Raw genomic sequence first — 23,478 nt, forward strand, 5'->3', positions numbered from 1 at the left:
ACTGCTTCTTCCTGCCGCTCTGCCGCCCGTCTCTTTTCTTTTTTTGTTTTGTTCCTTTGTAATGACATAATTACTTTGTGGTATAAGAATACACTGATATCTCCTATTTGTCAATGATTTCACCGCTTATTTTCTTATTTTCTCTCATCTATCCTTGATTGCGTAATGTCACAATGTTATACTAAAGATATTCCATACAATATTCAGGAGGTAACCTTGTGCTTTCCAACTACCAGTTAGATAAATCAACTCCAATTCCGCTGTACTATCAGCTGAAATCCATTATACTCACCGAGATCAAAAACGGCAATTATCCCACGGACAGCATGATTCCCACAGAATATGAGATTAGCCAGCTTTTCGATATCAGCCGGACCACCATCCGCCAGGCTATCACCGAACTGGTGCAGGAGGGCTGGCTTTATCGCATCAAAAGCAAAGGAACCTTTGTAGCCCCGCCCAAGATCAACCAGGATTTTATCAAACGGCTGGAACCCTTTAACGAGCAAATTGCCCGTCTTGGTATGACCCCTTCCACGGAGGTTCTGGACTTCCGTGTGATTCCCGCGGACGCCAAGACAGCGAAAGCCCTTATGCTTGACTCGGGCAGCCAGGTCATCTGTCTGCAGCGCAGGCGTTTTGCGGACCAGGTCCCTCTGGTTCTCCTTGACACCTTCCTTCCCTATGACAAATGCGCATTCTTAATGGAGCATGACTTTTCAAAAGAATCCCTGTATCAAACACTGGAAGCACACCAGGCCAGTATGAAGATTCATTATGTAAAACGTACCATCGAATCCATCGGTGCATCCAGCCAGGATGCACGTCAGCTGCATATCAAAACGGGCAGTCCTCTGCTGTTTTTTACCTCCATCGGATGTACTGAGGCCGGCATCCCCCTGGAATATTCCCTGGCACGCTACCGTGGCGATAAAAATAAATTTGATGTCATTATCGTAAACCAGACCCCGGAACACATTTCATAAAAGACCGCCACATCACCAAAAGGTGCCGGGCTACGGACATCAGGATTTTACACACTAAACTCCAGTCACCAGGATTCAAAATCATCAACTGCACAATTCAAAAAAGCAGGGAACTCCAGGCGATACACATCTTTGCCCAGAACTCCCTGCTTTCTTTTTACAAATCCATCTTCTATCTAAAACCGTATCCACTCGTCATAGATATAATTTTCCTCTTTTAATCCATCCAACCATGCCTACTTCAACTTGTCCGGCGATTTCACCCGCTCCGGGCTGGAGCAAGAATTCCAGATTTATGCACAGCACTATATTGCGTTTGACACTGAAGACGTTAAATGGCTTTCAGACAAAACATCTGGCATCCATAATCTCCGATGAGTTCAGTCTCCAGCCCCACCTTCATACAGTATGCTCCACTCCTCTCCAGACAGATTCCCTCGGATTCAATCCGATAAATCACATCCGGATTTAACCCCTGCAGTTTTATCTGGAAAAACCTTCGCCCGTAATGTCCCCTGTCTGAAAACACGAAAACGACACTTTGCAGCTCATCACGTGATTCCCCGGACGTTACATACTGCACTGCCTGAAGCTGGCCCTCTCTCATGGAAGCAATGCGGTACAGTTCTCCATTCTGGATAATGCCCCGCACTTTTTTGTATTCCTCCACATAAAATTTTACCTCCTCAAGCTGCTCCTGCGGCATCGCGTTGATATTCATTCCGATTCCCAGCACTCCACACATGGCAGCATAGCAGTTAAACTTTAGCGGCACCTTTGTCCTGTGATTCATCCCTAAGTCATCTGTGACCCAGGCCCGCATATACCGTACCGGGTACATCAGGCTGTAACTTTCCTGTATGTACAGCCGGTCAAGAGCATCCGTATTGTCACTGGTCCAGTACTCATCGAAATACCGCATGACGCCGTAATCCACCCGTCCGCCGCCGGAAGCGCATGCCTCAAACTCCACATCCGGGTGCCGCTGTCTCAATTCTCCGGCCAGCGAGTAGAAGCCCTGTGCGTATTGATACCAGAAATCCCTCTTTGGTGTCTCTTTGTTTTTCCAATTCCCAGTCTCCGCCAGATACCGGTTCATATCCCATTTGATATATTCAATATGATTTTCCGTCAAAAGACCGTCCAATTGCTCAACCAGATAAGCCACAACCTCCGGATTCGTCATATCCAGCACATACTGGTTCCGCCACATCAGGATTTCCCTGTTCTCATAATGCAGCGCCCAATCCGGATGATTCCGATACAGCTGGCTATGTGGACTTACCATCTCCGGTTCCACCCAGATTCCAAACTTCATTCCCATATCATTGACATGTCCAATCAGCTCTCCCAGTCCACGGGGAAATTTCTCCGTATCGGGATACCAGTCCCCCAGTCCGTACTTATCGCAGGTCCGTCCCTGAAACCAGCCGTCATCCATGACAAACAGCTCTACCCCCAGCGCCGCCGCTTTCTCCGCCAGCTTCAGCTGTTCTTCCATAGACACGTCAAATTCTGTCACACACCAGGAATTATAAAGCACCGGCAGTACCTTACCTGCACGCTCCTCCGGCATCAGGTATCTCTTTGCAAAGCCGGACATGGTCCGGGACATTTCCCCAAACCCATGGCTGCTGTATCCTGCATACACAGAGGGAGTTACAAAACGCTCTCCTTTTCCCAGCTCCCACTCAAAATCCATGTCCTGAATCCCGGCCAGAATATTGACATAATCACAGGAAACTGCTTCCAAAGATATCTTGAAATTACCGGAATAGGCCAACGCCCCATAATACACGTCCCCATGTTCCTCATCCGCATCCCTGTGTACAATAAAACACGGATTAGCCTCATGGGCCGTCAAACCAAACCGGCTCTCATAAACTTTTTTTCCGGCTGTCAGCGAATCCTGGGCATACTGGAACTCTCCGCCCCAGAATCCGGTAAAATTGATGCTTTGGTATCCGGTACCCGGCACCCCGAACTCTCCTGAATAAAAGCTTCGAAGCATCACCGGCTCCTCGCCCAGATTCCTGGCCTCCCGCCATTTCTCCACAATATTTTCCTTTTCATACACCCGGTAATGTAACACCACCTCAAACGGATATCCCACATCCCGCAAACGGATGCTCAGCACATTTCCATCTATCTCATATCCATCCACCCGGTAACGGAAGTCCCCGGTGCCATCCTTATATTGAAGTTTCACAGATGGCTCCTTAAAATGAAAACTCCCGTAGGAAGAGCACTCCTCCATCACATGATGGCTCTCACTGCAGTTGTGATACCCCGGTTTGGCCGCCGCGTCTTCAAAATCCTCCACCCGCTCCAGCCTGCTGCCCCAGTAAGCATTTCCGAGCAGCCCGCTTTTATCCACATATATGACATAGGACATCCGCTCCGTATTCAGCATGAATATCCGTTCCTGATACACTGAAATCGACATAATCTTCTTATCCTGCCCTTTCCTAGCCTTTCACGGCTCCCGCCGTCATCCCTGCAATCAGATATTTCTGTGCAAAGATATACAGTATCACAATCGGCGCTATATTGATTAACATCACCGCGCACACCAAATTCCACGAGCTGACAAACTGGCTGAAATAATTGTACATCAGCATAATCATTCCCCACTTTTTTGATGAATTCAAAAAATACAGCGGCACAATAAAATCATTCCAGCAGTTCAGCATATTGATAATCACCGCCGTCATGGTAACCGGCTTTAACAGCGGGAAAATGATATTGAAAAACAGCCGTATCCCCCGGCACCCATCTATCATTGCCGCCTCATCCAGATTTCTGGGTATACTTCCGATGAATCCGTAGTAGATAAACACAGTAAACGGAATGTACTGCGCCGTGTACAATAGGATAGCGCCGGTATAAGTATTAATGATATGAAGCCCCTGAAGCACCTTCACCGTAGCAATATAGTTGATCGGCGCCACCAGACCGAGAAGCATGACGATGTAGATGACCCGGTTGCTCCTGCTGCGGTTACGCACCAGCACATAGGCCGCCAGCGAGGACATCAACAGCGTCAATACCGTGGAACTGACACATATCAGCACGCTGTTGCCAAACGAGCGCACCATCTTCGGGTCCTCCAGCACCACCCTGAAATTTTCAAAATGATATTCCGTTGGAAGTTTCAAACTCATAACCGCAGACTCGGTTACATTTTTCACTGAATTCAAAACAATCATGACTAACGGAATAATAATAACAAGACTCAATATCCAGAGCAGAACCGCTATCACAATATTAAGAGTTTTCTTTTTCCGCTTCATCCTACTCCACCTCCTCACGGCTGGTATAGAACCAGATAACCGCAATTGATATCACCGACAGCACCAGAAACATAACCGTGTTGAGCGCCGTGCCATATCCATAATCCCCCATGGAGAACTGGTTGAAAATAGTAATGTTGACCACCTCCGAGGACCTTCCCGGCCCGCCATTGGTCAGGGCGAAGATGACATCAAATACCTTCAGCCCGGAAATGACGTTGAGCAGCATATTAATCGTGATAGATGGAACAATAAACGGAATCGTGATATTTAGGAATTTCTGCCAGCCGTTTGCCCCGTCCATCTCGCAGGCCTCATACATATCCTGTGGAACCAGCTGCAGTCCGGCCAGGAAAATCACCATATTAAATCCCGCCGCCTTCCATACCTCAATCGCCACACAGGACCACATGACAATATCCGGCTCAATAAGCCAGCCGTGAGTCAGACCGGACAGCCCTATCATGCGCAGTCCCTCATTTAAAATCCCGGTATCCGGATGGAATACCTGCTGAAATACAAGACCTACAATTAAGTTGGATAATATCATAGGCAGGAAAAACAACGTCCGCAGCAGATTCCGGCTTCGAATCTCCCTGTTTAAGGCCAGCGCCAGCATAAGCCCCACTGCCCCCTTCAAAATGGAGGTCAGCACCGCGTAAAATCCAGTATTCTGAAACACCTTCCACATGGATGAGTCCGAAAAGATATTCCTGTAATTGTCCAGGCCGATAAAACGGATATCGTCACTCATCACATTCCAGTTTGTAAAGGAATAGAACAATCCCAGAATGCTCGGCAGAAGAAACAGTACAAAGAAAACCAGAAACGCCGGAAGGATATATATTTTTTTATACGCTTTATTTAAATCCATGTTTCTTACCCCCTGTGTAGTCATAAGTTCCGGTTGCGAAAGTTCCCAAGACGGAACAGACTATCGCATTCCCGTATAAAATGAGGTGCCGGGTTATTCTCCGGCACCTCGTATCTGACACTCACCGGCGCTTACTGACCAGTTGCGGCAAACATTTTCTGTCTGTCATTATCAATGGATTCCAGCACCTGCTTTGCACTCTTCTGACCCAGCAGCATTTCCTGGATATACTTGCCCACAGCCGTATTATCCCAGTACAGGACTCCATACTCCATCTCCATGCCTTCTCCCTCAGAATTCTTTAAGATGGATTCGCCTGCCGCAGTTGCTTTCCCAGGCACGTCTACAAAGGACGGGTTGGACTGTAAGTCGGCTCTGCCTTCATAAAACATCTTCAGGTTATCTTCCCTTGTCAGGAAGTTGAAAAACTCTTTTACGTATTCCAGATTCGGAGAATCCTTGTAGGCCACTCTCATGTTGCCTCCGGCTGAATGGGAATACATGTTGTTGCCAGCCAGCGGAATCGGGAACATTTCCCAGGTCTCGGCCGTGCTGTCCGCATATTTGTCTTTCACCTCGTTCTGGTAGGACTGGTACCCGAGATAGCCGGCTGCCTGATTGGTTCCCAGCGCCTCATAAGCCGCATCCCAGGTGTTGGCTAAACTGTTCTGTCCCAGATATCCCTTGTCATAGATGGTCTTGAATTCATCAAGGAACTGCTCAAATTCCGGCACGTCCACAAACTTCATTTCATTTTTGTTCAGTTTGTCATACAGACCTTCATGCTGTTTTGCCGCGTAAGGACCATAGCTGGAAAGCCAGATGGCCCAATGCCAGGCCTCTTTCCCGCTCTCATATACTGGCGTGATACCCTTGGCTAAAAGCGCGTCACCGTTTGAGCAGAATTCTTCAAAGGTCTCCGGAACCTTAAGTCCGTTCTCCTCATACAAATCCTTGTTGTAGAGAATGCCCCAGCCATCCACGTTCCAGGTCATCAGCCCCATAATCTTACCGTCAATGGTCGTTCCCTGCTTTGCATACTCCGCATATCGGGATACCCACTCTTCATTCGAAAGGTCTGCAAAATATTTCTCCGGCATAAATTTCTGTGCTCCCACGCCACCGGATACCATAAATATGTCCGGGACCTCGCCGGTGCCCAGCTTTGTCTTTAACACGTTGACATACTGGTCATCCGGAATCACCTGCATATCAATCTTGATACCGGTCTCTTCCTCGAATTTCTTATTTAATTCATCGTCCACATTGGAGCCCTTATTCACCCAGTTCTGTGATACCACATAGGTCAGTGTCACATCCTTCTTTTTGGCAGCCTCCGTCTCTTCCGGTTTGGCTGCTGTGGTGCCGGCCGTCGTGGCTGCCGTCTCCTTTGGCGCCTCTGTAGATGATGTCTCACTACCGGAGCAGCCTGTCAGCCCCGCTATCATCGCTGCCGTCAGTGCAATCCCCAAACGTTTCTTCCATATCTTTCTCATATTACCGCCCTCTCCTTTCGTGCTTTGCCGCACCCTTTACTGATGACTCAATCATACCGGATTTTCCCTGTAAACGGAATACAGGAAACTGGACAGTTTTGTTGGATAAAAATGAACACCTGCCAAAACTTCCCGGTCAGGATTCTCTATTGACATTCCCGGATATATTGGATAGTCTTACTATAAGATATTACCAGAGATGGAAGAGGGAGGGGAGTCCTGTCATGAATTCTGTCATGAAATTTTTTCGCACCATACGGGGCCGGCTGTTTATATATTATTCCAGTATCGTCATCCTTCTGACGGTTCTGTTTGTCTCCCTGTTCTATTCCTATACCTCGAAGACCCTGGAGCAGCAGGCCTCCGATGCACTTTTACAGCTGACCATCAACACCAACCAGGCTTTTGACGCAAAATTTCAGGATATGAACCAGCTTGCCAACCGGGTCATCTCCTCCCAGATCGTGAAGGACATCTTCTATGACAGGGATACCTCCGAATCCCAGATGCTGGAAAACCGCTGGAAATTGTTCCAGCAGTTATTCGCCCTATCCGGGAGCGTCCTCGACTACCAGATTAATCTCATCTGCACAGACGGACATTTTGCAGAGTATGGACAATCCTTCGATATCAGGGAGCAGAATCCGGACTTCATCAGGGAACTTCCCTGGGTACGGGAATGTCTGGAAAAGGAAGGACGTTTCACCCTCTCCTCCCCCCGCGTCAGTGAGTGGCGCACCTCCGGCGCGCCTGTAATCTCCTTAAACCGGGCCTTCTATGATGTTTTCGGCGCTGAGTATACCAGCATTGTTGAGATACAGGAAAAATACCGCACCTTTGCCCAGTTCGTGGAATCCAACATCTCGATTCCATCCCAGGGAGAAAGTGCGTTTGCCTTCGTCTATGATAAAAGTGGCAGTCAGATTTACCCGTACACAGATGGCGCCGCCGATGCACTGGGTCTTAAATTCTATCGGCAGATTGCCGAAACCGGGGAACCTTACGGAACTTTAAGCGATAAAAAAGCCCGGACGGCACGCATCGTCGCCTACTCCGTCTCCGACTACTCCGGTTATACCGTCATCGCCGGGAAATCCCGGACAGAGCTTCTGGCTCCTCTCAGAAGCTTTCGAAACAATTTATTGCTGCTGGGCTTCCTGGTGCTGCTGGTGACACTGCTTATCACTTATATCATCGCCTCCCAGCTCACCGTGCCGATCCACAACATCCAGGAAAGTATCAATCGGCTGAATCTTGGAGACCTGTCCCCTGAAGATGCCGCCCGCGGGACGAACACCACCTATGAACTGGACCAGTTAAATGATGCCTATGCCAGCATGGTGAACCGTCTGCAAACCTCGCTGGAGCAGACGGTAACTGCCAAATCACAAGAGATTCAGGCCCGGATGCTGGCGCTTCAAGCCCAGATGAATCCGCATTTTCTCTACAATACCCTGACCACCATCAGCATTAAGGCGGAAAATCATGGGGATATGGACATTGTGGACATGTGCGACAACCTGTCCTCCATGCTGCGTTACATTGCCAAAGAAGGTTCCGCATCTGTCACCATTGCCGTGGAGTTAGACTATTTGGAGAAATATCTGCGGTTGATGAAGAACCGTTACCCGGCTCAGTTTACGGTCACCACGGAAATTCCCGAAGAATTAACCCGTGTCCAGGTGCCAAAACTGATTCTTCAGCCCATCATCGAAAACTGTTTCAAATATGCCTTCAACAAACGGGCTCCCTGGCTGATTGAGATCAAAGGCCAAATGCATGATGGCCTCTGGAGTATATCCGTGACTGACAATGGCGTCGGCTTTGACCAGGAGGTTCTTGCATTCCTCCAGGAAAACATGGCTTCCGACACATTCCACTTTGCCTCCGACAACATGGAAAAAACCGGACTTCTCAATATCTATTACCGTTTGAAACTGCGCTATGGAGAGGACGCCATATTCCAAATCTTAAACCTGGACGGAGAGGGTTCCACCGTGACAATTGGAGGAAAGGAGCTTACCTATGAAGAGTTTTAGAAATCCATATCAGGTCATCATTGCAGAAGATGAGCCATTGATTCTTGAAAATATTGTTCAGAAAATTGAGAGCCTGGAATTGCCTCTTCAGATTGTGGGAACCGCTTACAACGGGGAGGACGCCCTGGAGCTTGTGGGGAAATACCGTCCCCACATCCTCTTCACCGATATCCGTATGCCTCTGATGGACGGTCTGACCCTGATTGAGCAGGCGGCCGCCACCGTTCCCGGCATGCAGATTGTCATTATCAGCGGTTATGACGAATTCGAGTATGCCAGAAAAGCTCTTCGCTTCGGAGTCGCAGATTACCTGCTGAAACCGGTAAAAATTGCGGCTCTTGCCGAGACCGCAGAAAAATTATGCCGGATTCTGGATGACTCGACCACGTTTCATGAACGGGAAATACTTACCGGAAGCCTGCACGGAGAGCAGCTTTCCCAGACAGCTCCAAACCTGCCTTTCGCCTTCTCGGAGCACCGGTTTACCCTCCATTTAATCTGTGTCGGCAACCTTCATGATAACTGTCTGGGCGGACTGAATGTAAACACCATTCACAGCCAGTGGAACCGCGTCCACGTTCCGGAAACCGCGGCGGCTCTTTTGGATGAGCAGGACCGGTGGTGGCTGACTGATGAAAAATCGCCGAACCGCAAAATGTTGATCACCACCTGTGCGCGGCCGGATTTTGGGGCGGAATTCTTTTCCCATCTGGTACAGGTACCCGCTCCCACCAATGAGGCGGTAACCGCGCCATATCCAACTGTTACCGTCTGCAGCGCCCAGGATTCCGTCTCCTTCACAGAGATATGGAGATGTGCCCAGGAGCTGAGAACCTGCCTGCAGCACCGCCTGGTTCCCTGTACCAGCTCGCATATTATCTGTACTGCCGCCTGCCAGGCATCACTGATAAGTCCGTCCCGCCTTCAGGCCGCCGGAGCCGAGACACTTACGGCGTCTCTGCACACGGCAGTTTTTTGCTGTAAACATGGGCAGATACCCGCCGCCAGAGAACATATATCCGAATTTTTGCAGCTGTGCCGGGAAACCGGAATCTCACAGGCGGAATTAGAGACCTACCTGACTGACATCACCACCCAGTTGGAGGAACTTGGCCGCGGTGATTCTTCATCCCCGTCCCCAGGGTCGGAGTATCTCCACTCTCAGCTTATGGAGCTTATCGCCACTGCCTGGAACCTGGATGCCATGTACCGGGAACTGGAAAGCCAGTTGCTGGATTATGTAAACTGCCTGTGTACCCCGGAGGAATCCTCCCGGGAGCTGTTTTTAAGCATCCGGCAATACATCAATGAACATTATCTGGAACCTATCACCCTCCAAACCATCAGTGATGTGTTCCACTTCAGTCCTTCCTACATATCGAGGATATTTAAAAAATATAAGGAACTGCCCCCCATGCGTTGTCTGACCAATCTTCGTATGGAGGAAGCCAAACGGCTGATTGACGAGAACAGCGATTTGAGCTTTGCCGCCATCGCTGAGATGACCGGCTATCCGGACCCACACTATTTCAGCCGTATCTTCAAAAACATGACCGGGGATTCACCTTCTGAATACAAAGAAAAGAGCAGGAAGCGGTAAGGATGCGATACCTGCCGCCTCTGCTCTTTTGCGCTTTTTATTCATGCTTGCCGTCAAAACACAATTTTCACCGTAGTCCCCACCCCCACCTGGCTGTCCATCAGCACCTGGGCTTTGTGGTAAATCGCGCCGTGTTTTACAATCGACAGCCCCAGCCCGGTGCCGCCAATCTGCTGGCTGTGGCTCTTGTCCACCCGGTAGAACCGCTCAAACACCCGGTCCTTATCGGCCTCCGGAATCCCGATTCCCGTGTCGGACACGGAGATATAGGCACGCTCATTTTCCCATCCGACCGTAACAGTCACGGAGCCGTCCTTCCGGTTATACTTAATCCCGTTGTCACAGAGATTGTAAATCATCTCATCCAGAATCTGCCCGGTTCCGTTCACCACCGCAGACTCCCCTTTCAGCTCCAGCTTCACATTCTGGTTTTTCGCATGACCTTTCAGCCGCTCCGTCACCCCAAATGCAATCTGATACAAATCCACCTGGGACTTATCCAAATCCACCTGGTTCTCATCCAGCTGGGACAGCTTGATGATATCCCCAATCAGCGTAATCATCCGCTGGGCCTCATGGTAGATATTTTCCGAGAAACGCTTCATGTCCTCCGGTTTCACCAGCCCGTTCTTCATAATCTCCGCATAGCCGGAGATGGACGTCAGCGGTGTCTTCAGCTCATGGGAGACATTGGCCGAGAACTCTCTTCTAAGTCCCTCTCTCTCCTGCTTCTCCGTCACATCCAGAATCACGATAATGGCTCCGCTCACCTCGCCCCCATCCATCACAGGGTTGGCGATAATCTGGTAACAGCGGCCGGCGATATCCATATAATGCTCACTGTGCATCCCGTCCAGCGCGTCATCCACCGCTTTGCGGAAGATCTGGCTGCGGTTAAAGTTCAGGATATTGACCCCATTTTCCTTTGCATACTGCTCATCCACGCCCAGAATCCGCATGGCGCTGGTATTGTAGGAGGCCACCTCCGCCTTCTTTCCCACCACGATAAAGCCCTCGCTCATATTCTCCGTGATGGCCGCAAACTCCTTCTGCTTCGCCTTTAACGTATCAATCTGGTTCTGTATCGTCCTCTGCTGCCGTTCCACCTTGCCAACCAGCGGGGCCAGCTCGTCATAGATATGATTTTCCTCCGGATGATCCAAATCCAGCTCATTGATCGGCTTCACAATCCGTTTCGTCTGCCAGTCCGCCAGCGCCATGCTCAGCGCCAGCACCGCCACGGCCAGCACTGCCATAAACGGAATCAGCTGCAGCACCGACGCCAGCACGCTCTTGGTGGTGTTCGCCACACGCACCACCGTGCCGTCATTTAAAAGTACCGCATAATAATAGGTCTTCTCCGCCAATGTCTCGGAAAACCGGGTATTCTCCCCGCTTCCCTTTTCAAATGCGCTCAGCACCTCCGGCCGGTCCCCATGGTTCTCCATCTCATCGTTGGACGCATAATTGTCGTACAGCACCGTGCCATCAGCCCCGATTAACGTGATGCGGTTCTGGCTGCCGCCCCTTATCCTCCCGGCGATGGCCGTCAGATAATCATTTCCCGACAGTTCCATCCCGCTCTGGAGATATTTGGCCTCCGTGATAACCTCCCGCTTCATCTGCATTTCCAGCCGGTTATAATACACCACCGTACTTAAGACAGAGGAGAGCACAATCGCCACCAGCGCAATCAGACACATATTCCAATATATCTTTTTCTTCATCAGATTTCCTCCATCTTGTAGCCGACGCCGCGGATGGTCTCAATGTAATTGCCGCCAAGCCCCAGTTTCTGCCTGAGAGTCCGGATATGAACGTCCACCGTCCGGGTCTCCCCGTCGAAATCGTAGCCCCATATCTTGGACAGCAGCTGGTCTCTTGTCAGCACAATGCCCTCATTTTCCATGAGATAACACAGAAGTTCAAACTCCTTAAAGGTCAGCACCACCGGATTGCCGTCCACCGTCACGGCATGCTTGCCCACATCCACCCGGATGGGGCCCACCTGATATAGACTGGCTTTCTGCTCCGGCTCCGTCCGCCGAAGCACCGCCTTCACCCGGCTCACCAGCTCCATCATGCCGAAGGGCTTGGGAATATAGTCATCCGCGCCGCTATCCAGACCAATCACCTTGTCGTATTCCGTGCCTTTGGCCGTCAGCATGATTACCGGTATTTTCTCTGTCACCGAGGAAGTCCGAAGTTTTTTCAATATCGTCAGACCGTCCTCGTCCGGCAGCATGATATCCAACAGCACCAAAGAAGGCGTACTGCTCCTCATCACATCCCAGAAATCCTTCGCGCAGGCAAACCCGGTAGCCGGAATCCCCGTACTCTGCAGCGTATATATCACCAGTTCCCGTATGCTGTTGTCATCCTCAACCAGAAAAATCATAATTACTCTCCTTGTGTGGTAATATGGGTTCCCGTAATCGAATACTCCACCCACTCCGCAATATTGGTCGCATGGTCCCCAATCCGCTCAAAATATTTTGCTATCATCAACAGGTCAATACAGAACTCCCCGTTCACACGGTTCTCCCCAATCAACCCGATTAACTCCTCTTTCACCTTGTCAAACAGGTCATCCACCACGTCATCGCTTTTGATAACCTCCCTGGCAATCTCCAGATTTTTCTTCACAAACGAGTCAATGCTGGCCGTCACCATCTTCATGGTGGCCTCCGCCATATCATTGATGTGGACCTTGCTCTCCACCTCGCTGTCCTTTAAATAAGCGGCAATTTCCACTATATCCGAAGCCTGGTCGCCGATGCGCTCCATATCCGATATCATTTTAAGCGCCGCCGACACCAGCCGCAAATCCTTCGCCACCGGCTGCTGTTTCAATAACAATTTAAAACACAGATTCTCGATATCCCGCTCCTTCTGGTCTATCTCATGCTCAATGGCATATACCTGCTCCGCAAATGCCGACTCCCCCGCCAGCGCCTTGGACGCACCCTGAATCGCGTCCTCGCAAAGGGAACCCATGCGGATTAATTCCACATTCAATAACTCCAGCTGCTCGTCAAAACGATTGCGCATATCAACCAAACCTCCCTGTAATATAGTCCTCAGTTTTCTTGTTCTTCGGCATGGAGAAAATGGTTTCCGTCTCCCCATACTCCACCACTTCTCCCAACAGGAAAAATGCTGTCTTATCAGAAATTCTGGCCGCCTGCTGCATGTTGTGAGTTACCATGACAATAGTATAATCTTTTTTCAGTTCCACAGCAAGGTCTTCTATCTTTGATGTGGAAATGGGGTCCAGCGCGGAGGTTGGCTCATCCATCAACAGCACATCCGGCTGCACCGCCAGCGCCCTCGCAATACACAGTCTCTGCTGCTGCCCGCCAGACAGCCCCAGCGCGCTCTTTTTCAAACGGTCCTTCAACTCCTCCCAGATCGCCGCGTCGCGAAGGGATTTCTCCACAATATCGTCCAGCTTCACCTTGGAGTGAATCCCGTGGGTGCGGGGCCCAAACGCAATATTATCATAGACACTCATGGGAAATGGATTCGGCTTCTGAAACACCATCCCCACCCGTTTCCGAAGCAGGTTGATGTCCATATCCCCGTAAATGTCTTCGCCATCCAACAGCGCCGTCCCGGTAATCCTACACCCTTCCACCAAGTCATTCATCCGGTTTAAGGATTTTAACAGCGTGGACTTTCCGCACCCGGAAGGCCCGATAAATGCCGTAATCTCTCTCGGCTGAATATGCAGGTTAATGCTCTTTAAAGCTTTAAAATCCCCGTAAAATAAATCCAAATTTTCGATTGTAAATTTATCCATCAGTTCTTACCCTTTCCTATCTGTTTTGCAATAAAACCGGACAAAGCATTGATAGCAGCCACGATAACCAGCAGCACCACAGCCGTGGCGTAAGACTGGTTGGTGTAGAGTCCCTCATTGGTCAGCACATACATATGTACTGCCAGAGTACGGCCGGAGCCCATGAGATTGTCCGGGATGCCGGCCACGGTTCCTGCCGTGTACATAAGCGCCGCCGTCTCTCCCACAATTCTTCCGATTGCCAGTATCACACCGGCCAGAATCCCCGGCACGGCGGAGGGAAGAACAATCTTAAACACAGTCCGCAGGCGCCCAGCACCAAGTCCGAAGCTGCCCTCCCGGTAAGAATCGGGAACCGATTTTAATGCCTCCTCCGTGGTACGCATAATCAGCGGCAATATCATAATCGCCAGTGTCAGCGCGCCTCCGATGAGCGAATACCCCCATTTCAGAGTCACACCAAACAGAAGAAAGCCAAACAACCCATACACAATCGACGGAATGCCCGAAAGGGTCTCCGCTGTCACGCGGACCACCTTCACTACCTTGTTGCCTCTTTTGGCATACTCCACCAGATAGATGGCGGCAAAGATGCCAAGAGGAGCCGCAATCAGCAGCGCCAGCACCGTCATCATAATGGTGTTCACAAGCGCCGGGGTCAGCGACACATTTTCGCTGTTATACTCCCACGCAAACAGGCTGGGGGTTAAGTAGGGGATTCCCTTCATCAAAATATAGAGAATCAGAAATATTAACACAAACACGGTGACTGCCGCCGCTGCCGTAACCAGCAGCAGCAATACCAGTGACAGGGGGCTTCTCAAATAGGAACGAAACCGTTGTTTCAGAGACTGTCTGTTTATCGCATCCATTATTCAGCCCTCCTGTTTAGAACGGAAAATGATAAATTAATCAGCAGGATAAAGACAAAGAGCACCACCGCGGTAGCAATCAGCGCCTCCCGGTGTAAATCGGTTGCATATCCCATCTCCATCACAATGTTGGCTGTCAGGGTCCGCACACCCTGGAAGATTCCTTTGGGCATTCTGGGCTGGTTGCCGGCCACCATGATAACCGCCATGGTCTCGCCGATAGCCCGCCCTACGCCCAGAATCACGCCGGCCAAAATTCCCGATTTCGCCGCCGGGAGTGTGGCAAAGAACACGCTTCTCTCATGGCTGGCGCCCAATGCCAGCGCTCCCTCATAGTAGCTGTCCGGTACCGCATTGATGGCCGACTCCGACACGCCGATAATCGTTGGGAGAATCATGATTCCCAGCAGAACCGAGGCCGTGGCAATGCTCTTTCCGCTGCCGCCAAACAAATCGCTCATTACCGGCACAATCACCACCAGTCCGAAGAATCCGTAAACTACCGATGGAATGCCCGCCAGCAAATCGATGGCCGGCTTCATTACCTTATATAACCGTTTCGGACAGAATCTTGCCATGAAGACCGCTGTCAGTATCCCGATCGGAACACCTACCAGAATGGCTCCCGCCGTCACATAGATACTGCCGAGAATCATCGGAAGGATACCGTAGATATTATTGCCCGGCTTCCATGTCTCACCTGCCAGGAATTTAAAAATTCCAATTTTCCCAATCGCCGGCACACCGTTGGCGAACAAGAAAATGCAAATCATCGCTACCGCTAATATGGAGGCAAGAGCTGATATTAAGAATACCAGCTCCGCTCCTTTCTCTTTTATATGCTTCATCCGCACGTTACTCCTATGAATTACTGAGCGTCAGCCCAGTCTGTAATCTCACCAGTGTAGATGCCCTTTACTGTCTCGCTGCTTAACTCCTCAATCGGACTGTCATTGTTTACGATAACCGCAATACCGTCCATGGCGATAACCGTGCCCTTGATACCTTTCTCAAGCTCCGTATCCTTCAGCTCTCTGGACGCCATACCGATATCGCACACGCCCTCTACCGCGGAAGTCACGCCGGTGGTGGAATCGCTCTGCTGTACCTCAATGGTCACATCAGGATTCAAAGCCACATAGGCTTCCTTCAATTTTTCCATAACCGGTGTCACGGAAGAAGAACCGGCCACCACAATCTTGCCGGACACGCCAGCGGCCTCGTAGGCGCCTTCATTTCCCTGGCTGATATAGCCGTTGTCCTCAACAACCTTCTGTCCCTCTTCACTCATCATATATTTGATAAAGTCCGCAGCCACCTCGCTCATATCCTCTTTGGTAGCGATGTTGAACGGTCTTGCAATCTTGTAGCTGCCCGATTTGATGTTGTCAACCGTAGCTTCCACACCGTCAATCTTCACAGCCTTCACCGTATCATTCAAAGACCCCAGGGAAATGTATCCGACCGCTTCCATATTGCCGGCCACGGTCGTCATCATAACTGAGGTGCTGTTGGTAATCTCCGCGTCCTCCGTTGTCATGTCCTCTTTCTCACCGGCATCATTTTTCACTTCCACGCCAAACAGCTCGATAAACGCGCCTCTGGTACCGGAACCGTCCTCACGGGATACCACCGTAATCGGCCCCTCAGCCCCTGCCGCCGGAGCCTCTGTCTGTGCCACCGTCGTGTCTGCCGCCGTAGTCCCTGCTGTCGTTGTCTGTGCCGCCGTCGTATCCGGAGCCGCCGTCTCAGAAGTCCCGCTTCCACAGCCCACCAGACTCACCACCGTCATTCCAAGCGCCAAAACCATTGCCAAAGATTTCTTCATAATAACATTCTCCTTTTTATCAAGACTCGTTTTCAGTTCTCCCGTCCTTTTGTTAAGTACAGGTGAATTGTAAAATGTCAATGTAAAATCCACAGGAACGGTTATGTTAAATCTGGGTAAAATTTTTCGGACATTTACAGCGTTTTGTAAAATCGAATTTCATTTTCTTTCTATACAGGAAATACATCATGATGTATACTATCCATAAAAAAGGAGAATTCCATGAACGAGCCATTATTATTTACCAGCAGAACTGAATTCAGAGATTGGCTAAGTGACAATTGCCTGTCCACGGACGGCTTCTGGCTGCTGTTTGGCAAGGCCGGCGGACCGAAGACATTGAAGGCGGGGGAGGCGTTGGAAGAAGCGCTTTGTTTTGGATGGATTGACGGGCAGATGCAGAGTCTTGACGATAAGACCTACCGGAAATATTTTTCCCAACGCAGGGAAAACAGTAAATGGTCGGAGAAAAACAAAACTCTGGTGAAACAGCTGGAACAAAAAGGACTCATGACCGACTACGGCCGCCAGAAAATAGAAGAAGCAAAGAAAAACGGCCAGTGGAATGCCCCCAAACCAGCCGCCGTCACCGAGGAACAAATCACGGCCCTGACAGAACTATTACAAAACCACGAGCCCGCCCACACCAATTTCCTATCAATGCCCCCGTCCGTAAAAAAGACCTACACCCGTGCCTACTACGACGCCAAAACAGAATCCGGCCGCGAGAAACGCCTGGCCTGGATGGTGGAACGGCTTAACAAAAACTTAAAGCCGATGTGATGTTTAACCGATATATGATTAAACTAAAAGAGGGAGCCGTAAAAATCATCTTTTAGGATGATTTCACGGTTCCCTCTGCTATCTACTTACGCCTATAACGTATCCACACTCACTTTCACCACAACCTTCCGGTACGTCTCCGCCCCGGCCACTACCGTTCCCGGGCGGTGGACATCGCTGGGGAAGAAGACCATGTAGTCGCCTTGGATGGCTTTGATAAATATTTCGTCCGGCACGCTGCCAAGGAAATATAAGTCCTGGTCCTCGTGGGCTTCCAGGACTGGGTAGTCGGCTTTTTTGGGGGCGTAGCCCATCATCTCTTGTCCGCTTACCCAGAACTGGACGTCGATATACTTTTTGTGTATTTCCGGCATGGTGTCCTTTATTTCTTTTGATGTCAGGTCAAAGACCTTGGCGTAGATTTTGTCTCCGTCAATGGGATATTCTCCTGGCTCCATTGTCGTGAAATCGTGGCTCTTGACATACTCTACCGCTGTCTGAATCGACTTCGGATACTTGCTCAAATCTTCATTTGCATATATTGATGATGCAATCATGAATGTTCCTCCTCTATGCAATATTGTGGTACAGAATCAGCGCAATCATCTCAATCGGCTCCCCGTTGGTGGCCTCGATGCTGTGGCCTTCCCCGTCTCCGGTGAATGTCACATCCCCAGGTCCTATCTCCACCAGTTTTCCGTTATCGTTAAATGTCCCTGTTCCGCTGATAATATAATAAGTCTCAGACTCATTGTCATGAACATGGTAGCCGATTCCCGAGCCGGGATACACGGTGGTGTGCGCAAATACCCTGCCCTTCTCATACAGCTCCTCCGGCCCGTTTAAGATATCCCGCACCGTGATCTCCCCAGTCCCCTGAAACGGACTCGGTTTCAACGTGGACACTACATCCTCTTTCCGCCTTACCATAAATCTGTCACCTCCTCTTCTCTATGACGCCTGCGCTGCATACAGCACGGCCACATCCCTGTCACCTGCCACACTTTTAGCACCGGCCACTTCTCCGGCACCTGCGTCGCCCTCTCGCCTACAGCGCCCACATCCATCAAGTCCCCAGATATTTCTGAATCGTCTCCTGCGTCAAATCCTTCGTCGGCTCATGATGCACCACCGAGCCCTTCTCCAGAATATAGCAGTCCTCACTGACCGACAGCGCAAACTTGATACTCTGCTCCGCCAGCAGAATCGTCACCTTCTGCTTAATCAATTCCTGCACAATCTCCGCCAGCTGCTGCACAATAATCGGCGCCAGACCTTCCGTAATCTCATCCATCAACAGCAGCTTCGGGTTCTGCATCAGCCCGCGGGCCACCGCCAGCATCTGCTGCTCGCCGCCGCTCAACTTGCCACCCTTGGACGTCTCCCTCTCCTTCAATCTCGGAAACAAATCATAGATTCTCTCCAGCGTCCAGTCCTTCCGCCCGTCCACGCCTACGCGCTCCGCAATCAGCAGATTCTCCTTCGTCGTCAGCGTAGGGAAAATATGTCTCCCCTGTGGCACATAGGCAATACCCGCCTGGGCAATCTTGTAGGAGTTGAGCCCGCAGATATTCTGCCCGTTAAACATGATTTTTCCTTCCGTAGTCGCATGGGCCTTCGGATTCAGCATTCCCATAATACTCTTCATCGTGGTGGATTTCCCCACGCCGTTACGCCCCAGCAGGCAGACCGAATGGCCTTCCTCCACCTCCAGGCTCAAATCAAAGAGGATATGGCTTTTATCATAATAAGAGTTGACATTTTCCAGTTGTAATATCATTCCGCACCTCCTAAATATGCCTGCTGCACAAACTCATTCTGCCTGATTTTCTCCGGCGTATCCGACGCAATCAGCGCGCCGTTGCTCATCACCGATATCTCATCCGCATAGTTGAACACAATCTCCATATCATGCTCAATGAACACGATGGTCATATGCTGTTCCTTCCCCAGCTTCCGAATCAAATCCATCAGCTTGTAGGCTTCCTCTCTCGCCACGCCGGCCGCCGGCTCATCCAGAATCAGCAGCTTCGGCTCCAGCGCCAGGGCGATGGCGATATCCAGTCTTCTCTGGTCGCCGTAAGACATAAACCCGGCGATTTCCTCCGCCTTGTCCTCAATTCCCACCATGGCCAGATACTTCATGACCTCATCCTTGAGATAAGTGTCCTTCACCGGCAGGAAATGAAATGCCTTTTTATTCATGTTAATTCGAGCAATTTGAACATTCTCGTAAACCGTTAAATTCGAGAATATCTGTGTAATCTGAAAACATTTACACATGCCCTTCCGGACAATCTTGTGGGGCGCCAGCCCCGTGATATCCTCCCCGCGGAAAATAACCTTTCCACTGGAAGGCGTCGTGCGGTTGCAGATTAAATCCATCAGCGTGCTCTTTCCCGCGCCGTTTGGCCCAATCACCGCCCTCATCTGTCCGTCCGGTACCTCAAAGGAGACATCATTGGTCGCATGAAGCGCCCCAAAAAACCGGTTCAAATGCTCCACTTTTAAAATAGGCTCACTCATCACACGACCTCCCCTTTCCTCTTTAAATTCTTCTTGCTCTCGTTGAGTTCCTTCGTCGCCTTATCCGTCAGCAGACCGCCCTGTAAGAACAGCACGCACAGCACAATGATAACGCCCTCAAACGCCTGGTAATACTGGGTGTAAATCGGCAGCTGCACGTTGATAACCGTAACAATAGCCGCTCCAAGAATCGGTCCGAAGAAGCTGTACATACCGCCAATCAGACACATGATCAATGCATCCAGAGACGCGTTCGTCGAAATCATAGTCGGGAACGCCCCCATATTTCTCATGGAATAACACAGACCCGCGATTCCGCAAAACAGTGCTGACACCATGTAAGCCACCAGCCGGACATTTCTCGTATTGATTCCCAAAAATGTCAACCGCTCAATATTTTCCCGGCTTCCCTTTAACACCGTCGCAAACGGTGATTTAAAGAAGAAATAAATCAGGATAATGCAAACCGTACAAACCGCGAAGCACAGATAGAAATTCGCCTTCGTGCTCAGTGCAAACGGCAGTCTCACCGCCCCGGTAATACCGGTATCGCTTCCCACAATCTGGAGCTTCTGCACCATGGTCCACAACAGCGTATTAAGACCCATGTTCATAAATGCAAACGCCAGATCATCGTTAGAGCGCAGGCACAAAACGCCCATCACCGCCGCCAAAACCAGCACACACACCAGCGATAACGGCAGAGCCGCTCCCAGAGGCATTTTCATACGAACCACCATATAAAGATAGGCATAAGCCGCAAATCCAAAATAGGTACCCTGTCCCAGAGGACGCAGTCCGCCAAATCCCAGAATAATATTTACCGCGGAGGCAAACAGCATGTAGATAACGGTACGGCACAGAAACTCTGTCACGGAGTCCGTGGCCGAAAACGAGATGAGGGAGATTAACAGCACGGTCACGCAGCCAAATATGACATCTCTCTTCATCTGTGATAAACTTTTCCACTTTGCAATCATCCCTTATGCCTCCTTCTTAGAAAATACACCGTTCGGTCTGATGAACATGCAGATAACCATAAGCGCTGCCGGAAGCAGGTTATAGAACTGCGGGAAGAAAATGGCGCCGAACGCATTGACCAGACCAACCAGCAATGCCGCCGGGAGACATCCGTTCATGTTGCGCATACCGCCAATCATCAGAATCGGCATGATGTTGCCAAAGATGGACAACCCCTCCTTGGGGCTCATACCGGTAATCGGTGCATTGATCACGCCGCCCAGTCCTGCAATTCCCATACCAATCATAAACATGATGGAGAACAGACGGTTCACGTTGATGCCAAGGCAGGCGACCATTTCCCTGTCCTTGATGATGGCACGCATCAGCATGCCAAGTTTTGTCTTGTTAATCATGAACCAGAACGCAAATGCAATCAGCGCGCCCACGACAATCATAAACAGATAGTAAACCGGGAAGCGGATACCGAAGATGGCGATGGAGCCATTTAAAAACTTCGGCAGTGTTAATAACCGGATGGAATACCCCCATACCATAACCATAGCATCACACACGATGTAAGCCACACCGAAGGTCAGAAGCATAATGTAGAGCATGTTTTTGCCAAACAGCGGTCTCACCGCCCGCTCCACGAACCATCCCAAAAATCCCACTACAAACGGGATGATAATCAGTGCCGGAATAAAGCCAACCACCGGGACCAGTGAGTAGCAAAGGTAAGTACCCAGGACGAAAAATGCGCCCTGCCCGAAGTTTACCATGTTCATACCGCTGATGATCAGCGACATGCCGGCAACCATCATGTAAGAAACCATACCGCTGGATATCCCGGTTACCAATGTTTGTAAGAAATATGATACTGTCATATCCATTCTCCTGTCTTTTCTCTCATTCTCTGCTGACACACGGATGGCAGGAAGAAGTTTTCATTCCCTCCTGCCATCCACTGTCATACGCCTTATTTTAATGTAGACAAATCCGTAAAGGTCAAACCGTTCTTAGACGCGTAATCCTGCATCTGCTCTTTTGTCGGCAGCACTTCCTCCGCCATGTATACCTTGTAAATGTCGCCGACCGGGATTTTCCACTTGCCTGTGGTATCTTCCACTGCGGTTACATAGTAGTAAGCGTGATTCATCACATGGTCGAAATCGCGGAATCCGATGCCCTCGCCGTAAATGGTGTCGAACTTCACATTTTCAAGGGCTGTGGTAACGCCTTCAGGCGACCAGTCGTCCGTAGTCTTTAATGCCTCGCAGATAGCGGTGATACCGATGTACCAGGTATAGCCCATATCGGACGGAAGAATATCCTGTTTGTATAACTTCTGTCCAAGAGCGCCGTAGTTTTCCACCAGCTTGTCATTGCCCTCGATGTCGCTTAACCAGAATGGCCATAAGTCAACGCCGTGAACCTTGCCGTAAGGATAGTTGCCCGCATCCGCCAGGGATGTGGTGTTGGTGGAGTCACAGGTGTACCATCCAAGATAGTCACACATATCCCACAGACCAAACTGCTGGCCCTGGTTAATCAAAGATACGAAGTTCGGTCCTGCTACGGCGCCGATGATAACGTCCGGGTCCTTTCCAACAATGGAGCTGATAATGTTGGAAAATTCCGTCGCACTGGATGCTACCTGGCTGGAACCCATATTGGTATAGCCGTCGCCCAAATACTCATAGAAGAAATCACGGCTGTCTCCGGATGCGCCGCCATCGTTTCCGATGAAGTAGGCCGATTTATAGCCCTGCTCCTCCGCGTATTTCGCGTTCATGTTGGCAATCGCCCACGCGTTGAAACCGCAGGAGAACATATAGCGGGATGCATTTTCAATGGTAACACGGGTGTTCATGGTACAAGGCGTCACCATGGGGAACTTGTTGGTCTCCGCCCACTGAGCACCGGTAGGCGCCTCGCCGTCGGATTTCGGTCCCAGAATCGCTACCACACCTTCACCGACCAGCTCGGTGGATTTCTGCGCCACGTTGGCGGAATCGGAACCCGTATCACGGTAAACCAGTTCCACCTGCTTGCCATTGACGCCGCCTGCCTCGTTGATCTCCTGTACGGCCAGCTCCGCGCCTGCCTCTGCCCACACAACCGTGGCCGCCGCCGCGGAAGAACGGTCTGTCAGAATACCGATTTTCACGGTGTCGCCGGAAGCCGCATTGCCTGCTGCCGCTGTGGTTCCCGCTTCCCCTGCCGTGGTTCCTGCCTCACCGGCCGCATTGGTGTTGGCGGCGCTCTCCGTACCTGTTCCGCCTCCACAGCCTGTCAGGGATGCAATCATTGCTCCTGTAAGCACTACGCTCCATAATCTTTTTTTCATGTTGTAAACCCTCCATTTACCTTTTTATTAAAACGGGCCCTTACCCGCCAGTGAACTGCTCCGCTTTGG

22 protein-coding genes are annotated in these 23,478 nt (G+C 50.4%); 4 read left to right on the forward strand and 18 right to left on the reverse strand.

The annotated features are described in order from the left end of the window. Nucleotides 1–218 precede the first annotated feature (218 nt). Nucleotides 219–986, forward strand: coding sequence for a GntR family transcriptional regulator (locus HMPREF9473_RS22425; RefSeq protein ID WP_006782510.1), 768 nt, complete (start codon nt 219–221; stop codon nt 984–986). A gap of 331 nt (nt 987–1,317) precedes the next feature. On the opposite strand, the gene HMPREF9473_RS22430 is transcribed toward HMPREF9473_RS22425, so the two are convergent. From HMPREF9473_RS22430 to HMPREF9473_RS22445, 4 genes are all read right to left on the reverse strand, one after another. Next, a complete protein-coding gene (locus tag HMPREF9473_RS22430) occupies nt 1,318–3,432 on the reverse strand; it encodes an alpha-galactosidase (RefSeq protein WP_006782511.1) in 2,115 nt (704 codons plus the stop codon). Between the two features lie 22 nt (nt 3,433–3,454). Beyond that, nucleotides 3,455–4,279 carry a carbohydrate ABC transporter permease gene (locus tag HMPREF9473_RS22435; protein ID WP_006782512.1) on the reverse strand — a complete coding sequence of 275 codons (825 nt, stop codon included), beginning with the start codon at nt 4,277–4,279 and terminating at the stop codon, nt 3,455–3,457. Nucleotide 4,280: 1 nt separating this feature from the next. Next, a complete protein-coding gene (locus HMPREF9473_RS22440) occupies nt 4,281–5,153 on the reverse strand; it encodes a carbohydrate ABC transporter permease (protein ID WP_006782513.1) in 873 nt (290 codons plus the stop codon). A gap of 131 nt (nt 5,154–5,284) precedes the next feature. Further along, nucleotides 5,285–6,649, reverse strand: a complete 1,365-nt coding sequence (locus tag HMPREF9473_RS22445; protein ID WP_006782514.1) for an ABC transporter substrate-binding protein — start codon at nt 6,647–6,649, stop codon at nt 5,285–5,287. Between the two features lie 236 nt (nt 6,650–6,885). Between HMPREF9473_RS22445 and HMPREF9473_RS27050 the strand changes: the two genes are divergently transcribed. Both HMPREF9473_RS27050 and HMPREF9473_RS22455 read left to right on the forward strand, forming a co-directional pair. Beyond that, complete coding sequence (locus HMPREF9473_RS27050) at nt 6,886–8,688, forward strand: cache domain-containing sensor histidine kinase (RefSeq protein ID WP_187388729.1); 1,803 nt, start codon at nt 6,886–6,888, stop codon at nt 8,686–8,688. After that, a complete protein-coding gene (locus HMPREF9473_RS22455; RefSeq protein WP_006782516.1) occupies nt 8,675–10,288 on the forward strand; it encodes a response regulator transcription factor in 1,614 nt (537 codons plus the stop codon). The genes HMPREF9473_RS27050 and HMPREF9473_RS22455 overlap by 14 nt, the downstream gene beginning before the upstream one ends. 53 nt (nt 10,289–10,341) lie before the next feature. Here the strand turns inward: HMPREF9473_RS22455 and HMPREF9473_RS22460 are convergent, their stop codons facing one another. The 7 genes from HMPREF9473_RS22460 to HMPREF9473_RS22490 are packed head-to-tail and all read right to left on the reverse strand — an operon-like array spanning nt 10,342 to nt 16,790. After that, nucleotides 10,342–12,015 carry a sensor histidine kinase gene (locus tag HMPREF9473_RS22460; RefSeq protein ID WP_006782517.1) on the reverse strand — a complete coding sequence of 558 codons (1,674 nt, stop codon included), beginning with the start codon at nt 12,013–12,015 and terminating at the stop codon, nt 10,342–10,344. Further along, nucleotides 12,015–12,686, reverse strand: a complete 672-nt coding sequence (locus tag HMPREF9473_RS22465; RefSeq protein WP_006782518.1) for a response regulator transcription factor — start codon at nt 12,684–12,686, stop codon at nt 12,015–12,017. The genes HMPREF9473_RS22460 and HMPREF9473_RS22465 overlap by 1 nt, the downstream gene beginning before the upstream one ends. Before the next feature lie 2 nt (nt 12,687–12,688). Next, entirely contained in the window at nt 12,689–13,339 is a 651-nt protein-coding gene (gene phoU, locus HMPREF9473_RS22470; RefSeq protein WP_006782519.1) for a phosphate signaling complex protein PhoU, read from the reverse strand. Between the two features lies 1 nt (nt 13,340). Beyond that, the gene (gene pstB, locus HMPREF9473_RS22475; RefSeq protein ID WP_006782520.1) at nt 13,341–14,090 is read right to left on the reverse strand and encodes a phosphate ABC transporter ATP-binding protein PstB; all 750 of its coding nucleotides are present in this window, start codon (nt 14,088–14,090) and stop codon (nt 13,341–13,343) included. Next, nucleotides 14,090–14,962, reverse strand: a complete 873-nt coding sequence (pstA, locus tag HMPREF9473_RS22480; RefSeq protein ID WP_006782521.1) for a phosphate ABC transporter permease PstA — start codon at nt 14,960–14,962, stop codon at nt 14,090–14,092. The genes pstB and pstA overlap by 1 nt, the downstream gene beginning before the upstream one ends. Further along, the gene (gene pstC, locus HMPREF9473_RS22485) at nt 14,962–15,810 is read right to left on the reverse strand and encodes a phosphate ABC transporter permease subunit PstC (RefSeq protein ID WP_006782522.1); all 849 of its coding nucleotides are present in this window, start codon (nt 15,808–15,810) and stop codon (nt 14,962–14,964) included. The genes pstA and pstC overlap by 1 nt, the downstream gene beginning before the upstream one ends. Before the next feature lie 20 nt (nt 15,811–15,830). Then, entirely contained in the window at nt 15,831–16,790 is a 960-nt protein-coding gene (locus HMPREF9473_RS22490; RefSeq protein ID WP_006782523.1) for a substrate-binding domain-containing protein, read from the reverse strand. A gap of 222 nt (nt 16,791–17,012) precedes the next feature. On the opposite strand from HMPREF9473_RS22490, the gene HMPREF9473_RS22495 reads away from it, so the two are divergent. Further along, on the forward strand, nt 17,013–17,573 hold the full coding sequence (locus HMPREF9473_RS22495; RefSeq protein ID WP_006782524.1) for a YdeI/OmpD-associated family protein: 561 nt from the start codon (nt 17,013–17,015) through the stop codon (nt 17,571–17,573). Nucleotides 17,574–17,665: 92 nt separating this feature from the next. On the opposite strand, the gene HMPREF9473_RS22500 is transcribed toward HMPREF9473_RS22495, so the two are convergent. From HMPREF9473_RS22500 to HMPREF9473_RS22530, 7 genes are all read right to left on the reverse strand, one after another. Next, the gene (locus tag HMPREF9473_RS22500; RefSeq protein WP_006782525.1) at nt 17,666–18,130 is read right to left on the reverse strand and encodes a YhcH/YjgK/YiaL family protein; all 465 of its coding nucleotides are present in this window, start codon (nt 18,128–18,130) and stop codon (nt 17,666–17,668) included. Between the two features lie 13 nt (nt 18,131–18,143). Then, nucleotides 18,144–18,503, reverse strand: coding sequence for a cupin domain-containing protein (locus tag HMPREF9473_RS22505; RefSeq protein WP_006782526.1), 360 nt, complete (start codon nt 18,501–18,503; stop codon nt 18,144–18,146). Between the two features lie 136 nt (nt 18,504–18,639). Beyond that, nucleotides 18,640–19,353: an ABC transporter ATP-binding protein gene (locus tag HMPREF9473_RS22510; RefSeq protein WP_006782528.1), complete on the reverse strand. Its 714-nt coding sequence runs from the start codon at nt 19,351–19,353 to the stop codon at nt 18,640–18,642. After that, nucleotides 19,350–20,099 carry an ABC transporter ATP-binding protein gene (locus HMPREF9473_RS22515; RefSeq protein ID WP_006782529.1) on the reverse strand — a complete coding sequence of 250 codons (750 nt, stop codon included), beginning with the start codon at nt 20,097–20,099 and terminating at the stop codon, nt 19,350–19,352. The genes HMPREF9473_RS22510 and HMPREF9473_RS22515 overlap by 4 nt, the downstream gene beginning before the upstream one ends. Beyond that, nucleotides 20,099–21,079, reverse strand: coding sequence for a branched-chain amino acid ABC transporter permease (locus HMPREF9473_RS22520; protein WP_006782530.1), 981 nt, complete (start codon nt 21,077–21,079; stop codon nt 20,099–20,101). The genes HMPREF9473_RS22515 and HMPREF9473_RS22520 overlap by 1 nt, the downstream gene beginning before the upstream one ends. A 3-nt stretch (nt 21,080–21,082) precedes the next feature. Next, nucleotides 21,083–21,946, reverse strand: coding sequence for a branched-chain amino acid ABC transporter permease (locus HMPREF9473_RS22525; RefSeq protein WP_006782531.1), 864 nt, complete (start codon nt 21,944–21,946; stop codon nt 21,083–21,085). 92 nt (nt 21,947–22,038) lie between these two features. Then, entirely contained in the window at nt 22,039–23,409 is a 1,371-nt protein-coding gene (locus HMPREF9473_RS22530) for an ABC transporter substrate-binding protein (RefSeq protein WP_006782532.1), read from the reverse strand. Between the last annotated feature and the right edge of the window lie 69 nt (nt 23,410–23,478).

It is taken from the genome of Hungatella hathewayi WAL-18680 (assembly GCF_000235505.1).
GTDB classification, from domain to species: domain Bacteria; phylum Bacillota; class Clostridia; order Lachnospirales; family Lachnospiraceae; genus Hungatella_A; species Hungatella_A hathewayi_A.

Excerpts from the sequence above, each read along its gene's own strand:
- HMPREF9473_RS22515 (WP_006782529.1), bottom strand. The coding sequence starts at position 20,099 with ATGAGTGAGCCTATTTTAAAAGTGGAGCATTTGAACCGGTTTTTTGGG.
- pstC (WP_006782522.1), bottom strand. The coding sequence starts at position 15,810 with ATGAAGCATATAAAAGAGAAAGGAGCGGAGCTGGTATTCTTAATATCA.
- HMPREF9473_RS22530 (WP_006782532.1), bottom strand. The coding sequence starts at position 23,409 with ATGAAAAAAAGATTATGGAGCGTAGTGCTTACAGGAGCAATGATTGCA.
- HMPREF9473_RS22460 (WP_006782517.1), bottom strand. The coding sequence starts at position 12,015 with ATGAAGAAAAAGATATATTGGAATATGTGTCTGATTGCGCTGGTGGCG.
- HMPREF9473_RS22435 (WP_006782512.1), bottom strand. The coding sequence starts at position 4,279 with ATGAAGCGGAAAAAGAAAACTCTTAATATTGTGATAGCGGTTCTGCTC.
- phoU (WP_006782519.1), bottom strand. The coding sequence starts at position 13,339 with ATGCGCAATCGTTTTGACGAGCAGCTGGAGTTATTGAATGTGGAATTA.
- pstB (WP_006782520.1), bottom strand. The coding sequence starts at position 14,090 with ATGGATAAATTTACAATCGAAAATTTGGATTTATTTTACGGGGATTTT.
- HMPREF9473_RS22525 (WP_006782531.1), bottom strand. The coding sequence starts at position 21,946 with ATGACAGTATCATATTTCTTACAAACATTGGTAACCGGGATATCCAGC.
- HMPREF9473_RS22495 (WP_006782524.1), top strand. The coding sequence starts at position 17,013 with ATGAACGAGCCATTATTATTTACCAGCAGAACTGAATTCAGAGATTGG.
- HMPREF9473_RS22445 (WP_006782514.1), bottom strand. The coding sequence starts at position 6,649 with ATGAGAAAGATATGGAAGAAACGTTTGGGGATTGCACTGACGGCAGCG.
- HMPREF9473_RS22430 (WP_006782511.1), bottom strand. The coding sequence starts at position 3,432 with ATGTCGATTTCAGTGTATCAGGAACGGATATTCATGCTGAATACGGAG.
- HMPREF9473_RS22455 (WP_006782516.1), top strand. The coding sequence starts at position 8,675 with ATGAAGAGTTTTAGAAATCCATATCAGGTCATCATTGCAGAAGATGAG.
- HMPREF9473_RS22510 (WP_006782528.1), bottom strand. The coding sequence starts at position 19,353 with ATGATATTACAACTGGAAAATGTCAACTCTTATTATGATAAAAGCCAT.
- HMPREF9473_RS22465 (WP_006782518.1), bottom strand. The coding sequence starts at position 12,686 with ATGATTTTTCTGGTTGAGGATGACAACAGCATACGGGAACTGGTGATA.
- HMPREF9473_RS22500 (WP_006782525.1), bottom strand. The coding sequence starts at position 18,130 with ATGATTGCATCATCAATATATGCAAATGAAGATTTGAGCAAGTATCCG.
- pstA (WP_006782521.1), bottom strand. The coding sequence starts at position 14,962 with ATGGATGCGATAAACAGACAGTCTCTGAAACAACGGTTTCGTTCCTAT.
- HMPREF9473_RS22520 (WP_006782530.1), bottom strand. The coding sequence starts at position 21,079 with ATGATTGCAAAGTGGAAAAGTTTATCACAGATGAAGAGAGATGTCATA.
- HMPREF9473_RS22440 (WP_006782513.1), bottom strand. The coding sequence starts at position 5,153 with ATGGATTTAAATAAAGCGTATAAAAAAATATATATCCTTCCGGCGTTT.
- HMPREF9473_RS22490 (WP_006782523.1), bottom strand. The coding sequence starts at position 16,790 with ATGAAGAAATCTTTGGCAATGGTTTTGGCGCTTGGAATGACGGTGGTG.
- HMPREF9473_RS22505 (WP_006782526.1), bottom strand. The coding sequence starts at position 18,503 with ATGGTAAGGCGGAAAGAGGATGTAGTGTCCACGTTGAAACCGAGTCCG.
- HMPREF9473_RS27050 (WP_187388729.1), top strand. The coding sequence starts at position 6,886 with ATGAAATTTTTTCGCACCATACGGGGCCGGCTGTTTATATATTATTCC.